The organism is Arthrobacter sp. 10T419 (genome assembly GCF_056394105.1).
Genome location: NZ_JBFTHF010000013.1, coordinates 1 through 14,555, shown reverse-complemented (window position 1 = coordinate 14,555; position 14,555 = coordinate 1). Strand labels below are relative to the sequence as shown.

At 66.3% G+C, this 14,555-nt stretch carries 12 protein-coding genes; 7 read left to right on the top strand and 5 right to left on the bottom strand.

Going from position 1 to position 14,555, the window contains the following annotated elements:
• Positions 1–27: 27 nt before the first annotated feature.
• Positions 28–1,608 (bottom strand): alkaline phosphatase D family protein, encoded by a 1,581-nt coding sequence (locus AC1DBD_RS17290; RefSeq protein WP_476982644.1) that lies wholly within the window; start codon positions 1,606–1,608, stop codon positions 28–30.
• Positions 1,609–1,760: 152 nt separating this feature from the next.
• Positions 1,761–2,213 (bottom strand): DUF4383 domain-containing protein, encoded by a 453-nt coding sequence (locus AC1DBD_RS17285; RefSeq protein WP_476925848.1) that lies wholly within the window; start codon positions 2,211–2,213, stop codon positions 1,761–1,763.
• 248 nt (positions 2,214–2,461) lie between these two features.
• Between AC1DBD_RS17285 and AC1DBD_RS17280 the strand changes: the two genes are divergently transcribed.
• Positions 2,462–3,718, top strand: coding sequence for an NAD-dependent epimerase/dehydratase family protein (locus AC1DBD_RS17280; protein WP_476982643.1), 1,257 nt, complete (start codon positions 2,462–2,464; stop codon positions 3,716–3,718).
• Positions 3,719–3,824: 106 nt separating this feature from the next.
• Here AC1DBD_RS17280 and AC1DBD_RS17275 read toward each other — a convergent pair whose 3' ends face one another.
• Complete coding sequence (locus AC1DBD_RS17275; protein ID WP_476982642.1) at positions 3,825–5,003, bottom strand: aminotransferase class V-fold PLP-dependent enzyme; 1,179 nt, start codon at positions 5,001–5,003, stop codon at positions 3,825–3,827.
• Between the two features lie 262 nt (positions 5,004–5,265).
• Between AC1DBD_RS17275 and AC1DBD_RS17270 the strand changes: the two genes are divergently transcribed.
• From AC1DBD_RS17270 to AC1DBD_RS17260, 3 genes are all read left to right on the top strand, one after another.
• On the top strand, positions 5,266–6,483 hold the full coding sequence (locus AC1DBD_RS17270) for an acyltransferase family protein (protein ID WP_476982641.1): 1,218 nt from the start codon (positions 5,266–5,268) through the stop codon (positions 6,481–6,483).
• A gap of 228 nt (positions 6,484–6,711) precedes the next feature.
• On the top strand, positions 6,712–6,915 hold the full coding sequence (locus AC1DBD_RS17265; RefSeq protein WP_011690916.1) for a cold-shock protein: 204 nt from the start codon (positions 6,712–6,714) through the stop codon (positions 6,913–6,915).
• A gap of 250 nt (positions 6,916–7,165) precedes the next feature.
• Positions 7,166–7,630, top strand: a complete 465-nt coding sequence (locus AC1DBD_RS17260) for a hypothetical protein (protein WP_476982640.1) — start codon at positions 7,166–7,168, stop codon at positions 7,628–7,630.
• A gap of 126 nt (positions 7,631–7,756) precedes the next feature.
• On the opposite strand, the gene AC1DBD_RS17255 is transcribed toward AC1DBD_RS17260, so the two are convergent.
• Positions 7,757–9,601, bottom strand: coding sequence for an AfsR/SARP family transcriptional regulator (locus AC1DBD_RS17255; protein ID WP_476982639.1), 1,845 nt, complete (start codon positions 9,599–9,601; stop codon positions 7,757–7,759).
• Positions 9,602–9,700: 99 nt separating this feature from the next.
• On the opposite strand from AC1DBD_RS17255, the gene AC1DBD_RS17250 reads away from it, so the two are divergent.
• The gene (locus AC1DBD_RS17250) at positions 9,701–9,895 is read left to right on the top strand and encodes a hypothetical protein (protein WP_441419460.1); all 195 of its coding nucleotides are present in this window, start codon (positions 9,701–9,703) and stop codon (positions 9,893–9,895) included.
• A gap of 85 nt (positions 9,896–9,980) precedes the next feature.
• On the top strand, positions 9,981–11,600 hold the full coding sequence (locus tag AC1DBD_RS17245) for an alkaline phosphatase D family protein (RefSeq protein ID WP_476982638.1): 1,620 nt from the start codon (positions 9,981–9,983) through the stop codon (positions 11,598–11,600).
• 118 nt (positions 11,601–11,718) lie between these two features.
• Here the strand turns inward: AC1DBD_RS17245 and AC1DBD_RS17240 are convergent, their stop codons facing one another.
• Positions 11,719–12,612: a glucose 1-dehydrogenase gene (locus AC1DBD_RS17240; RefSeq protein ID WP_441419458.1), complete on the bottom strand. Its 894-nt coding sequence runs from the start codon at positions 12,610–12,612 to the stop codon at positions 11,719–11,721.
• Positions 12,613–12,924: 312 nt separating this feature from the next.
• Here AC1DBD_RS17240 and AC1DBD_RS17235 point away from each other — a divergent pair, with 312 nt between their 5' ends.
• The gene (locus tag AC1DBD_RS17235) at positions 12,925–14,091 is read left to right on the top strand and encodes a TerC family protein (protein WP_476982637.1); all 1,167 of its coding nucleotides are present in this window, start codon (positions 12,925–12,927) and stop codon (positions 14,089–14,091) included.
• Positions 14,092–14,555: the final 464 nt, after the last annotated feature.

Genomic DNA, 14,555 nt, shown 5'->3' with positions numbered 1-14,555 from the left:
GTACAGGCCGCCGGTGTTCTGCCCCCGCTACTGCAGCCCCGGTACCCCGTCCCGGAGCTCAAACGACGCCTTCGTGCTCACCGGTGCGCCCGGCGTCGTGACGTAGTCCAGCGTCCGGAAGGCGGCGGTCATGGCGTCCTTGGTGATGCGGGTGTTCACGTAGCCGCGGTTGTCGTTGTAGAACTTCAGGTGCGGGTTCCAGGCCATCGTGGCGTCCGTGGTGGAGCCGGTGCCATTGCCGGTCGAGGTGATCGAGGTGCACACCAGTTCGGAGCCGACCACGGGGGAGGCCGGGTCCTTGTAGTCCACCTTGACGTCGTTGGCCCAGTTGCGGTGCACGTCGCCGGTCAGGACGACGGCGTTCCGCACGTCCGCGTCCACCCAGCCCTGCGTGATGCGGCGGCGTGACGCGGCGTAGCCGTCCCAGCCGTCCATGGAGACGTCGTCGATCTCCGGTGCCTGGTTCCGGTCCCGCTCGGCGAAGAACACCTGCTGGCCCAGAATGTCCCAGCGCTGCGTGGAGTTCCGGAACCCCTCCAGCAGCCACTTCTCCTGCTCCGCGCCGGTGATGGTGCGGTCCTCCGCCAGGCGCTCGGTAACATTCTTCCGCCATCCGTCGCCGGCGAGCTGGTCGTCGCGGTACTGCCGGGTATCCATCATGTGGAAGTTGGCCAGCTGCCCCCACTGCAGCTTCCGGTAGATCTTCATGTCGGCACCCGCCGGCACGGACGAGCGCCGCAGTGGCATGTTTTCGTAGTAGGCCTGGAACGCGGCGGCGCGGCGCTGCCGGAAGTGCTGGGTGGTGTCGTTCAGCTGCCCGGCATCGCGGTTCTCCGGGACGTCGTCCGCCCAGTTGTTGTCCACCTCGTGGTCATCCCACACCACCAGCCACGGCGCCACCGCGTGCGCGGCCTGCAGGTCGGCGTCGGCCTTGTACTGCGCGTGCCGCTGTCGGTAGCAGGCCAGGTTCACCGTCTCCGGACCTGCGTGGTCGCGCGGGTTGCCGCCGCCGATCACGTAGCTGTCCTTTTTGTACTCGTACAGGTAGTCGCCCAGGTGCAGCACCAGGTCCGGGTGGTCCTGGGCCAGCCGGGCGTAGGCGGTGAAGTAACCGTGCTCGTACTGCGCGCAGCTGGCGAACGCCATGGCCAGCGCCGCCGGCGTCTCGTGCGGTGCCGGGCTGGTCAGCGTCCGGCCCACCGGGCTGATGTGCCGGCCGGTGCGGAAGCGGTAGAAGTATTCGCGTCCCGGCCGCAGGCCTTTCAGCTCCACGTGCACCGAGTGCGCGGTCTCGATCCGGGCGTGCTCGACGCCGCGGGCCACCACCGTCCGCATGCCTGCGTCCTCCGCCACTTCCCACGCCACCGCGACGTTGCGGGCGGGCATCCCGCCCAGCCCGTCCCCGGCCACCGGGTCCACCGCCAGTCGGGTCCAGATCACGAAACCGTCCGGCCACGGCTCGCCGGAGGCGATGCCGAGCCGGAACGGATCGGTGCGGAGACCGGCGTCGTCCGCGGTGGAAACGGCGACGGCGGCCCCCGGCCAGGCGGCGACGAGCCCCGCTCCGAGGCCAGCGGAAAGAACGGATCTGCGCGAAATGTTGTCCATGCCCGCCACGCTATTCACGCCGGATTGACTCAATCCAAGGAAGACATGAATGGGCAGTTAACTGCGTGACAAGACCTGACACGACAACCGCGCCCGCCGGGTTCCGGCGGGCGCGGTTGTCGGGGAGGCGCGGTGCTCCGCGCGGCGCTGGCTTAGGCGTGTGCCTTGGCGCGGCCCTTGGTGAGGATGATTGCCAGCGCGATCATGCCGGCGCCGAGCACCAGGTGCAGGATGTTGTCCAGGCTGTTCAGCGGCACGAAGTCGCCGGCCGAATCTTCGGGAACTACCAGGCCGTACACGAACAGGACCAGGTAGATGACACCGCCGTAGAGCAGGAAGGAGCGGGCGCCGGTGGCGGTACGGGCCAGCAGCAGGCCGGCGGCGCCGAAGAGCAGGTGGACGATGTTGTGCAGGACCGAGACCTGGAACAGTCCCAGCAGCATGGCCTCGGAGTGGTGGCCGGCGAATTGCAGCGTCTCGTAGTTGCTGGTGATGCCCGGGACGAAGCCCAGGATGCCGACCAGCAGGAAGACGGCGCCGACGGCGAGGCTCGCCTTCTGGACGGTGGTGCGGGCTGCGGTCCGGTTGTGGGTCGTGGTTGTCATGCTGGCTCCTTGGGTGCGGGCTTGCGGTGAGGGAGCGACCTGTGGTTCGGCCGTTCCGATGCTTATGCCAGCAATTCGGAGGACATTGAGCGGCGGATTGCTCCATCCGGTGGATTTTGCTCCGGGAGCAGCAAGGCGAGTGAATCCTGCGGGACTACTCCCGTGCGACCGGTACGTCCCTTCCGCTGACACAAAGCATTGACTCATGGGCAGTGTTTGCTCTACGTTCTCGAATTACGGAACCACTCATGCATTTTGTAAAAGCGGAAAGCGTGATTTTCATGGGGTCAGCCATGATTGAGACGAACGACAATATGCTCATGATTCTTGGCGGTGACGGGTATTTGGGCTGGACGCTGGGACTGGCCTTGGCCAACCGCACCGGCCGGCAGGTGGTTCTGGTGGATAACCTCATCAAGCGCCGCTGGGAAGAAGAGGCTGGGGCCAAGGTCCTGGTGCCACTCCGGAGCCCCGAAGCGCGCATCGCCGAATACGAACGGATCTTCGGGAAACAGAATCTTTCATTCGAGAATGTCGAACTCCTGGACCCGAAGGCTGTTGAGAAGGTAATTGCGAAGTACCGGCCCGCCGTCGTCATCAACGGGGCCCAGCAGCCCTCCGCGCCGTTCTCAATGAGTAGTGCGGAGAATGCGGCAGCCACCTTTACGAATAATATCGTCGGCCACCTCAACGTGCTGTGGGCTATCGCGCACCTGAGCAGAGCCACTAAATACATCAAGCTTGGCTCCGGAGGCTGCTACATGGCCACCGACACCGATGCGGTCCCGCTCGGTAAGCACGACTTCGCTTTCGAACATGAAGGCCGGCAGCACAAGGTCCTGCAAAGCTTCCTTCCGATGCAAGCCACCGACTTTTACCATCAATCGAAGATCACTGACCTGCTGATCGATGACCTTTGTTCCAAAATGTGGGGCTTGAAGGTCATGACAGTCCAGCAAGCCACCATCTTTGGCGCGACAATTCCGGAAAACCATTCACCTGAGCGCGGCGGACTGGCCGCCAGATTCAATTACGACGCCGTCTTTGGCACTGTCATCAACCGCTTTGTCTGCCAGGCCGTCGGCGGCCATCCCCTCACTGTTTATGGCGACGGGACCCAGAAGACCGGCCTGATCAGCCTGACCGACACGGTCGAAAATTTCCTCAAGTTGATCGACCTTGACGTCGAGGCCGGTGAACACCTGATGGTGCACAACTTCACCCATCGTTTGAGTATCGGTGAAATAGCCCAAAAACTCGCAGAAATCGATTCCTCGGTCAAAATCGAGCACGTCACCAACCCCCGCCAGGAAGCGACCGGCAAGCTGGAACCCCACGTGGAAGTGCATGAAGCAATCAGGGCCTGTCACAGGGACCTGGAGGTCCGGCTGCAGGCGGAATTGGCCGCCATGCTCGAGTTCACGCGCCGCTACAAAGACAACATCGAGCCGTCCATCATCATGCCAAGAGTTAATTGGTCGCCCAGGCAAGCCGCTGCCCGCTAACCCTGCCCACTAAGCCCGTGGCCGCCCGCACCGCCCCGGCCCCGCTCGCTGGCGGCGTTACTGGCGGCGTCACTGACGGCGTCACCCGCGACCACCTGCGCGAACCCTAGCTCCTACCACCGTCGAGGAATTCTCGGGTGAGCCGGGCCAAAACCTGGACGTCTTCCAGCTTGGACTCGTGGATGAAGGAGATTCGGGCCACGTCCTGGAGGGGCTTTAGGTAGACGCCCCGTTCCGTTAGGAATCCGCAAAGGCCGGCCGGATCAGGGATGCGTATCGAGACGATGTTGCTTTGGTGCGTGCCGTGATCAATAAAGTCCAGGTTGTGTTCGTGCAAAATACCCTTGATTCCCGCCAGGAGCTCAAGGTTTTTCTGTTCGATGGCGCCCATCCCGAGGGCGTTGGTTTCCCTGAGCGCTGCATGGAGTGCCGCCAGGCCGCTGACATTTTGGGTTCCATCCTGAAAGCGGGCGGCCGTACTCTTGAGCACGTAGGAATTCTCGTCGAAGTGTTCCACGCTGCGAATGCCCGCCTTGCTGTCACGCAGGAGGGGCATGACGTTCCGGTTGACGTACATGAAGCCGATGCCCATGCCGGCGCGCAAATACTTTTGGCCACCGCAGACCAGTATGTCCACCGGGGTCGTGGCTAGATCAATCCTCCGCGCACCAACGTGCTGGACGGCGTCCACGACCAGGAAGATACCCAAGCTCCGGCACTTGCCTGAAAGTAAGCCGAGGGCTGGCATGAATCCGTCATACTGTTGGGCCGAGGAGATGCTTATAGCCCTTGTTTGCGGGCCGATGCTTTCGAGCAAACGCAGGAACGCGCCTTCATTGTCTCGGCCCGTGATGACCCTCACGGTCACGCCGTCTTGGCGCTTGCGCAACCACGGCAGCAGGTTCGCGGGATATTCGTTGCCGAGCACCAGTACCTCATCGCCCCGCTGCAGCGGCAGGGCCTCACTCGCCATGATGATGCCCTCGGTCGTATTTTTTAGGTACGTGATTTCTTCAGCCGCACAATTGACCAGCCGTGCGGCTTCGGTGGCCATGTCGTCTGCCAGTGTGTCGTATTGGTAGAGCACTTCGGGGGGCCCGTAGAGGTAAAAATCCGCCATGAATGTGCGTGCGGCTTCATAAGCGGCCCGGCTCATCGGCGCAACGGTGGCATAGTTGAAAAGTATTTTCTCGGATATCGGTGTGGGGCCCTTGCGGACTGGGCCGCGGAGCGCGGCCGCCTCGATTGCCTGCGCCGTGGAGGCCAGTGTCGCACCCTTACGCATGGTTGCCTCCCCGCTTGGCACCTGTACCTCGACCCGTACCGAGTGAAGCTCAAGTTATAGGCGCGGTGATCCCGTGTCACGAGTAGTCATTACCCGGAAAGCGCCCGGTTTCAGAGGGCATGTCGCTGCGTGTCCGGGAGGATGTGCCCGGGAATTTTCCGTCGGGACCCAGACTGCGATGCTCCGACGAGGGCGCGAATCCATGCCCGCGAGCTAACGCCAGCCATCAGCCCCAATGTAACGAACTGGTAACATGGGGCTGATGCCGAATCAGTCTGGTCAAACACGAGTCACGCAATTGGACGGCCTCCGCGGGATCGCCGCCCTGGTGGTGATCGCCTGCCATCTGCTCTCCACGCTCCCGGGAATCGGGAACGTGGTCTTCGACGACCGGTCCGCACCACTCGACGCTGCGGGGCATTGGGCAGTGTTCTCCCCGCTACACGTCCTTTGGAACGGCACTCCCGCGGTGCACGTCTTTTTTGTGCTGTCCGGCTTCGTCCTGATCCTGCCGTTCACGCGTGGGGACACGACCACCCGCTGGGCCACGTACTACGCCAAGCGATTGCTGCGCCTCTACCTGCCAGCGTGGGCGGCCCTGGCCGTGGCGGTCCCGCTGGTCGTGGCCATTCCCCGCACTTTGTCGCCGCTGCAGAGCTCCTGGGCGGACATGTACGTCACCGACCCCAGCGTGGGCCAGGTCGCCAAGGACAGCCTGCTTCTGCTGGGCGCGAGCACCATCAACACCCCGCTGTGGACCCTCCGGTGGGAGGTCTTGTTCTCCCTGCTGCTGCCAGTGTACGTCTTCGTTGCCCTCCGCTGGCGGCGCTTCTGGCACCTGAAGCTCGGCATCGTCGTGGCCCTGGCCGGAGTGGGAGCGGTGCAGCACATCGACTGGCTGATCTACCTGCCCATTTTCGCCATCGGCGCGATCCTCGGCGCCGAGCGTGAACGGATTCGCGAGCTGACCCGGAGCTGGCCTCGCTTCATCTGGCTCTCGGTGACCGCCGCCGGCCTTGTCCTGGCCAACGCGGAATGGTTCAGCCCCGCCAAACCGGTCGACGGCGTCGAAGCGCTGGTAACGGTCGGCGCGACGTTGCTCGTCCTGGTATTCCTGCTGTGCGGATCGGCGAAGAAGCTCGGAGACACCGCCGCCGCCCAATGGCTGGGCCGGATCTCCTTCAGCCTCTACCTGGTGCACCTGCCGATCATCCTGGCCGGCGTCACCCTGCTGCGGTCAGTCTCGCTGCCGCTGGCGCTCGCCGTCTCCGCAGTCGCCTCGTTCGCAGTGGCCGAACTCTTCTACCGCTTCGTGGAGCAGCCCGCCCAGCGCCTCTCCACGGCCGCGGGTCGTGCCGTGGAGCGCCGGTTCGGCCGCCGTGTCCGCAGGGAAAGCCCGGCGAAACCGGGCATCGCGCACGAGGTGGGAACGACGTCGTCGGCAGCGGACCTCGGCCGGACGCGGCAATCCGTCTCGTAAGTAGGTGCGCGGCGGGGGCGTCCCAAACGGTGCCGATGATGACGAGTGGTAATCCTCCGCCCATCCGTCCTGTAGAGTAGTTCTTGTTGTTGTGTTTATGCAGTTCGTAGTTCAGGCAGTACGCACGGTCGAAAGCCCGTGTTCTTCTGAAGCAGCGGTTTTGAGCACCCCAAACAGGAGGACCCGAAAGTCGGGACAGTTCCTCCACCTTCACGAAGGACAAAAATAATGGCTACTGGTACCGTCAAATGGTTTAACGCTGAAAAGGGCTTCGGCTTCATTTCCCCCGATGACTCCTCACAGGACGTTTTCGCGCACTACTCCGCGATCAACTCCTCCGGCTTCCGCTCCCTCGAAGAGAACCAGAAGGTCTCCTTCGAAACCGAGCAGGGCCCCAAGGGTCCTCAGGCCACCAACATCCAGGCTATCTAATTTCCTTAGATACCCTGAACCGTTAGGTTTCTAGCAGGGCCCGTCTTCGGACGGGCCCTGCTTTTGTTTAACCCGGATGTGCCAAGCGTGCCCAAGTAGCTCGCGGTTGTTGTCGTTCTGAGGCCCCAAAACGACAACAACTGCGAGTCAGTTGGGGCCTAGACACCGTCCACGTGCGGGAGCATCCTGTTGCTGTCCGCGTTCGCCACCACGCGGCCCCAGGGATTGGCGAGGGAATGGCACAAGGATCATGAGCGAATCACCAGACGCCCGGCAGAAACTGTCCGACCGGATCGACGAGAAGCAACGCGCCGTCCGCGCCTACCTGGCCCGCGAACGGCCCCGCCGGAACCGGCTCTCCAACGTCAGCCTTGTGGGCAGCGGGCTGGCCGCTGCGCTCACCGCCGGCCCCGCGGTGGGCGGCACGGGATTCACCCACGCCACGGCAAGCCTGCTCTCGCTCAGCGAGGACTCGATCGTCTGGCGGGTGCTGTGCTTGCTGGCCGTGATCCTCTCCGTCGCCGCCGCGCTGTCCACCAACTTCGCCACCTCGCGTTCCGTCGCGGACCGGGTCAGCGCCGCCGAAACCTGCAGTGCCCAGCTCGAAAGCCTCGCCGTCTCCCTGGACATCGGCCACATCGACGTCGACGAGGCGGTCAAGCTCTACCAGCAGTACGCCGGCCAGGTCCCGTTCGTGGAAACCGCGCACGCGTGAAGGCTGCCTTGCTGCCGATGCCCTGTCAGTTATGGCTGGTCTGAGCCCGTCGGAACAGCCAAAGCTGACAGAGCATCCGCCTCGCACCAACCGTTTTCTCCATGGGAAACCCCGACGTCGACCTGCTCACCCGGCCCGGTGCCCCGCCTGCCGCCGCGCCACCCACCCGGCCAGCACCGGGTTGTCGATCTCCTTCGCCAGCCACTGCGCGGATTCGGCGGCGTCCGCATCGCCCAGTGCCGCCCGGTGGGACTGCGCCCGCACCGCGAACTCACGCATCCCGGACCGGCTGGCCAGCGCACCCAGCCGGTCCGCGAACTCGGAGGCCCGCGGCGAACCCGAGGCCAACGCCACTTCCGCCGCGACGTCCAGCAGCCGGGCTGAATACCAGAGGTACCACGGGCTGGGCGCCATGCCCCGGCCCACCCAGTGTTCGGCGGCGGCCAGATCGCCGTGTGCCAGGAACAGCCGCGCCTCGGCCCCGGCCGCGAGGGCCATGTAGCAGTGGTCACCGGCCAGCTCCGCCATCACCCAGGACCGGTCGATCAGCGCTGCCGCCTGCTCGAGCTTCCCTGCCGCCAGATACGTCTCGCCGCGCAGCCCGGCCACGAACGGCTCGAACGCCGTCCAGTGTTCCGCGGCCACCCCGGCCAGGGCCCGGTCCAGGCACGCCCCGGCCGGGCCAAGGTCGCCACGGATGAGGTGGACCCGACCCAGCAGTGCCTCCCCGAACGCCTGCTGCCGCCGGTTCCCGGCCTCCGCGGCGAGCCGCACCGACTCGGTCAGAGCGGCCACCGCATCTGCGTAGCGCGCGGTGTCCGAGGCCAGCATGCCCTGGATTGCCAGGATCCTCGACTGCTCGTCCGGGAACCCCCTCGCGGCCCGCATCGCCCGCTCCAGCCAGCCGGCGGCCCGGTCCGGCACACCGCGCTGCACCGCCAGGTAGCCCAGTTCCCGGTACGCGGCAGCAGCGGTGCGGGAGCCGCCGTCGGGCGCCTCCGCCGTCAGCGCGCGGTGTAGGAAGTCCGCCACCTCGGCGCCGCGGCCGCCCGCTTGGTGGATGACCGCCCCGGCCAGTGTCACCAGCGACTCGGCCAGCAGGTGTCGTTCGCCCGCCCGCTGGGCCAGTTCGACGGCGAGGCGCAGCTGCGCCAGCCCGCGGTCCACCGCGCCGGCCGAGAGCGAGGCTGCACCGGCGTCGAGGTAGGACCGCACGGTGGCAGCGTTCGCCGGGGTACCGGAATCCGCGGCGGTCCCCGGTTCCGAGAGCGCCCGGAGGACCTCCTCGGGCAGCGGCAGCCCCAGCTCCGCGCGGTACAGCTCGCCGAACTTGGTGACCTGCTCGCGGGCGCGGCGCTGCTCACCGAGGGCCACCAGCGCCTTGACCAGCACGGCGGTGCAGTCGGTGTTGAACGGATCCCGCTGCAGCGCCCGGGATGCGAGGGCGGAGGCGTCCGCCGGGGCGCCGGCCGCCAGCGCCGCCAGCGCGGCGTCGTAGAGCAAGGACTGCAGCGCGTTCTCAATCCGGTAGCGCTGGTCCGCGAGCCAGGATTCAAACACCGGGCTATCAGCAAAGTTCAGGCCTTCCAGCAGCTGGCCCTCGAACCGACGCGGATCGACGTCACGGCCCCCTGTCGAACCCAGGAGCTCCAGCACGTCGCAGCGCCAGCCCGGCTGCAGCTCCAGCCGCAGAGGATCGCCCGCGATCGCCGCGCCGCCGAGCACCCGACGCAGCTCGGAGAGGTTCCAGCGCAGCGCGCCGAGGGGATCCGCGGCGTCGGGAAACAGGAGCGCGGCGGTCCGCGCGCGGCCAACGCCGGCCGGGTTCAGGGCGAGGTAGGCCAGCACCGCCCACGCCTTGCGGCCGCGGGGCTGCGGGGGAGCCCCGCCCGCGGAGTCAAGGTCCGTGGGTGCTGGGTCAGGGGGTTCAACCCGGGGCGGGCCGAGGAGCCGAATCCAGGTGTCGGCCATACCGAATTTTACCGCCGGAACGTCCTCACACGCCTGCTCACACGGTGCCCGCAGACACTGAAGCCATCCACCCGCCACCCACCACCGAGGTGCATCACCATGGAAGTACTTGCAGTCCTGCTCGCCGGATCCGCCCTGGTCGCGATCCCCGGCACGTTCGTCGCCATCCTCCGGGACGGCCACGGCCACACCCCCGAGGTCCGGTCCGACGAACCGTGGAAAGCCGGCAACCTGCCCAGCGAACCCTACGCGTCGGCGAACCGGGCCTTCCCGCCCACCCTCTGGTTCCGGTAGGCACCAGCGCCGGGCGCATCCACTGGCCCGGCGCTGTTCACGCTCCCGCCACCACCGGTTTACGCGGGCAGTCAAGGATGGCACCATGACTGATTTCACCCGCCGCAATGTCCTCAAAGGTGCCCTGGCCGCCGCCGGCGCAGCCGCCGTCGTCCCCGCAACGGGCGGAGCGGCCAGCGCCGCCCGGCCCGCCGGCGTCGCACTGGTCCGCAACCGGCTGACCCTGCCCTCCGGCATCGCCACCGGCGATGTCACCACCGGCTCCGGTGTGCTGTGGTCCCGCGCGTCGGGCCCCGGCCGGCTGGTGGCGAACCTGCTGGCCGTCGACGACGACGGGTCCCCGCTCCGCGGCGGCCGCGCCTTCAGGCGGGTGCTGCGGGGGAGCGCCGCCAGTGAGGCGACCGACTTCACCGCCAGGATCAACGCCGAACACCTGCCCGCCGGCACCCGTTTCGCGGTGAGCCTGCACTTCGAGGACGCCGACGGCAACGCCGGCGAGACCGCGCAGGGATCGTTCAGCACCGCGCCGAAGACCGGGCTGCTGCACAGTGGCCGCGCCGCCCGCGGCCAGAGCTTCGTCTGGAGCGGCGACACCGCCGGCCAAGGCTGGGGCATCAACGAAGAGATCGGCGGGATGCGCGGCTACGCGGCCATGCACGCCACCGCACCGGACTTCTTCATCCACTCCGGCGACACGATCTACGCCGACGGGCCGATCAGCGCGCAGGTGACCGAGCCGGACGGCAAGATCTGGCGCAACCTCGTCACCGAGGAAGTGTCGAAGGTGGCCGAATCGCTCAACGAATACCGCGGCCGGCACCGCTACAACATGATGGACAGGAACGTCCGCGCCCTCTACGCGGAGGTCCCGGTGATCGCGCAGTGGGACGACCACGAGACCCACAACAACTGGTACCCGGGCCAGATCCTCACCGACAGCCGCTACACCGAACGCCGCGTGGACGTGCTCGCCGCCCGCGGCCGGCAGGCCTGGCAGGAGTACCAGCCCATCGCCGGGGTCAGCGCCGGCGGCACCGGCTTCGAACCGGCCCGGATCTACAGGAAGATCAGCCGCGGCCCGCAGCTGGACATCTTCTGCCTGGACATGCGCACCTACAAGGACGCCAACACGGACGGCAAGGAACGGCAGCTGACGCACATCCTGGGCCAGGAGCAGGCCGACTGGCTGATTCGCGAAGTCAGCAAATCCAAGGCCACCTGGAAGGTCATCGCCAACGACCTCCCGCTGGGGCTGGTGGTGCCCGACGGCCCGGTCAACCAGGAATCGCTCTCCAACCGCGACGCCGGCGCCCCCTTGGGCAAGGAACTCGAGCTCGCCGGGGTGCTCTCCGCGTTCAAGCGCAGCCGGGTTAAGAACGTGGTCTGGCTGACGGCCGACGTGCACTACTGCGCCGCGCACCACTACGCGCCGGAGCGGGCCGCGTTCACCGACTTCGACCCGTTCTGGGAATTCGTCGCCGGGCCCATCAACGCCGGCAGCTTCGGCCCCAACGCCCTGGACGGCACGTTCGGGCCGGAGGTGAAGTTCTTCAAGGCCGGCGCCTACGCCAACGAATCCCCGCGCAGCGGCGAAAGCCAGTACTTTGGCCACGTGGACCTGGGCGCCGACGACGTCTTCACCGTCAGCCTGCGCAACGCCAACGGTGCTGTGCTGTGGAGCAAGGCCCTGCAGCCGGAGCGGTAGCGCTGGGAGTGGGCGGGCGTCGGCGTCGCACTTGGGTGGGCGGGCCGGCGTCGCAAACATGAGTGGGCCCCTCCCGGAAAGTCCGGGAGGGGCCCACTGGCTGGAACGGAGACGGCGCCTACGGCGTCGGCATGCCGCCGTTGACGTTGAGCGTCTCGCCGATGACGTAACTGGACTCGGACGAGGCGAGGAACACGTACGCCGGTGCCAGCTCGGCCGGCTGGCCGGCGCGGCCCAGCGGGGTCTCCTTGCCGAACTCCGGCAGGTCCTCGGTGGGCTGGCCGCCGCTGGCCTGCAGCGGGGTCCAGATGGGGCCGGGCGCCACCGCGTTCACCCGGATGCCCTTGGGTGCCAGCTGCTGGGCCAGGCCCTTGGTGAAGTTGTTGATCGCCGCCTTGGTGGAGGCGTAATCCACCAGGGTTTCCGAAGGGCTGTAGGCCTGGATGGAGGTGGAGTTGATGATGCTGGAGCCGGCCGGCAGGTGCGGCAGCGCCTCCTTGGTCAGCCAGAACATCGCGTAGACGTTGGTCTTGTAGGTGTGGTCGAACTCGACATCGGTGATGTCGCCGAGCGCCTTCTGCGCGACCTGCTTGCCGGCGTTGTTGACCAGGATGTCCAGGCCGCCGAGTTCCTTGACAGCGGTTTCGACGAGCTCCCGGCACACTGCCGAATCCTTCAGATCGCCGGGCACCTTGACCGCCTTGCGGCCGGCCTTCTCGATCAGGTTCGCGATCCGGGTGGCGTCCTCTTCCTCCTCGGGAAGGTAGGACATCACGACGTCGGCACCCTCGCGGGCGAAGGCGATCGCCGTCGCGGCACCGATGCCGGAGTCCGCGCCGGTGACGAGCGCCTTGCGGCCCTCCAGCCGGCCGGTGCCGCGGTACGTGTCCTCGCCCAGATCCGCCTTGGGCGTGAGCTTGGCGTCCAGGCCGGGCTCCGGCTGGCTCTGCTCGGGCGGCTCGATCTGCTCGTACGCCGTAACGGGGTTCCTGAACGTGTACTGGTCAGTCATAGTTCTCCTCCGATGGTTGCGTTCAGCCCGGTACCTTTTGCAGGGCCGGACATCGACGGCGGGTGGATCCCACAACACGCTAAGCATGCTTAGTAATTACCCTAGCCAGTTCGGGGGAGTGGATGCAACGGGGATGCTCTGCCGACCATTGTCGGCAGAGGTGAAGTGTGTTTCACTTTTTAGGTGGAGGGGAGTATCCCCCAAATGTTCCGTCGTCAGTACGGCCGCCCCTGAGCGGCCCGGCGGGCAGGCCCCTTGGGGCCGGGAGAGACCTCCAGTTGGTGTTGACTGACTGGAAGCGGGTGCTCTTCGATGAATGTTCCTCTGTGGGCCTGGTTGGCCGTCCTTGGCGTGATCGTCCTGATGTTGGCGGTGGACCTGTTCGCCCACCGCAAAGCGCACGTGATCGGCGTCCGCGAAGCGGCGTTGTGGTCCGCCGTCTGGGTCGCCTTCGGCGTCGGATTCGGCGCGCTGGTGTGGCAGCTGTACGGGGCCGAATTCGGCCAGCAGTACTTCGCCGGGTACCTGATCGAGAAATCCCTGGCGGTGGACAATGTCTTCATCTGGGCGATCATCTTCACGTATTTCGCCGTGCCCCGTGAGTACCAGCACCGGGTGCTTTTCCTCGGCGTGCTGGGCGCCCTGGTGTTCCGCGGCATCTTCATCGCCGCGGGCTCCGCCATCATCGCCAGCGCCGGGTGGGTGCTCTACCTCTTCGCGGCGTTCCTGCTCTTCACCGGCTACCGGATGATCCGCCAGCGCAACGACCACCCGGAGCCGGAGAAGTCTCGGGCGCTGAAACTTTTCCGTCGGTACGTGCCCATGACCGACAAGTTCCACGGGCAGAAATTCCTGGTCCGCAAGAACGGCCTGGTGCTGGCCACCCCGCTGCTGGCCGTCCTGGCCCTGGTCGAGGTTACGGACATCATTTTTGCCGTCGATTCGATCCCCGCGATCTTCGCCGTCACCGACGAGGTGTTCCTGGTCTTCACCGCCAACGCCTTCGCGATCCTTGGCCTCCGCGCCATGTACTTCCTGCTCGCCGACCTGATCCACCGGTTCATCTACCTCAAAATCGGACTGGCGCTCGTGCTGGTCTGGGTCGGTATCAAGATGCTGCTGAAGATCGACATCTACTACATCCCCACCCCGCTGTCGCTGGGCGTCATCGCCACAATCCTCGGCGTGTCCATCGGCGCAAGCCTTTGGGCCACCCGCGGCCAGGAGCGCAGGGCTCCCGCGGGGCCGGCCCACGCTCCGTTCGGGACCGCCACGGCCGCGGAAGTGGCGGAGCTGGAACCGCTGTGGCGGCGGGGCCGTTCGGGTGCGAAGGCAGCGGCGTCAACGACAACGACAACGACGACGACGGCGCGTGGCGGGGAGGCGGGGAAGCCCGGCGCCGGCGAACCCGGCGGCGACCCGCATGCGGCGGCACCCGACGCCGTCCCGCCCGCGCCCGCAGAGAGTGAGGGCAGGTGAACGACGGCGTGCAACGGGCTGATCGAATTGGTTTCACCCTCCGCCGTGGCGGGGCCGGCATTCCGACTGTGACCCACTCCATAGCGGTCCGACGTCGAACGGCTGGGCGCTTTGACCCTGCCGCAGGGGCTGAAACCCGCGTATTTCCGGGGTTTGTGGCGTGGGGGGTGCTTGCGGGGGCCGATTTGTATGGGGTCGGGTTGGTGTGTAAAGTAGTTCGAGTCGCCGCCGCTGAAGCGGAAAGATAGCGACCGACCCCCTGATAAACGGCCTGGAAAATGGCGCGGAATGTTGCGCGCTTTATAAGGGTGGGGACCCCTGTGGAATTGTGAATGGCGGAAACGCCGGTTTGCAAAGCTTCATGGATTCGGGTAAGTTTGAAAAGTTGCTCCGGAGCGATCCTGGACCGTTGGGTTTGGGTGGTGCCGGGTGTGTCTGTTGTTTGAGAACTCAATAGTGTGCCA

Bases quoted from the DNA above. Each gene is read 5' to 3' on its own strand.
- AC1DBD_RS17290 (WP_476982644.1), bottom strand. From the start codon at position 1,608: ATGGACAACATTTCGCGCAGATCCGTTCTTTCCGCTGGCCTCGGAGCG.
- AC1DBD_RS17235 (WP_476982637.1), top strand. From the start codon at position 12,925: ATGAATGTTCCTCTGTGGGCCTGGTTGGCCGTCCTTGGCGTGATCGTC.
- AC1DBD_RS17285 (WP_476925848.1), bottom strand. From the start codon at position 2,213: ATGACAACCACGACCCACAACCGGACCGCAGCCCGCACCACCGTCCAG.
- AC1DBD_RS17240 (WP_441419458.1), bottom strand. From the start codon at position 12,612: ATGACTGACCAGTACACGTTCAGGAACCCCGTTACGGCGTACGAGCAG.
- AC1DBD_RS17275 (WP_476982642.1), bottom strand. From the start codon at position 5,003: ATGCGTAAGGGTGCGACACTGGCCTCCACGGCGCAGGCAATCGAGGCG.
- AC1DBD_RS17280 (WP_476982643.1), top strand. From the start codon at position 2,462: ATGCATTTTGTAAAAGCGGAAAGCGTGATTTTCATGGGGTCAGCCATG.
- AC1DBD_RS17260 (WP_476982640.1), top strand. From the start codon at position 7,166: ATGAGCGAATCACCAGACGCCCGGCAGAAACTGTCCGACCGGATCGAC.
- AC1DBD_RS17265 (WP_011690916.1), top strand. From the start codon at position 6,712: ATGGCTACTGGTACCGTCAAATGGTTTAACGCTGAAAAGGGCTTCGGC.
- AC1DBD_RS17255 (WP_476982639.1), bottom strand. From the start codon at position 9,601: ATGGCCGACACCTGGATTCGGCTCCTCGGCCCGCCCCGGGTTGAACCC.
- AC1DBD_RS17270 (WP_476982641.1), top strand. From the start codon at position 5,266: ATGCCGAATCAGTCTGGTCAAACACGAGTCACGCAATTGGACGGCCTC.
- AC1DBD_RS17245 (WP_476982638.1), top strand. From the start codon at position 9,981: ATGACTGATTTCACCCGCCGCAATGTCCTCAAAGGTGCCCTGGCCGCC.
- AC1DBD_RS17250 (WP_441419460.1), top strand. From the start codon at position 9,701: ATGGAAGTACTTGCAGTCCTGCTCGCCGGATCCGCCCTGGTCGCGATC.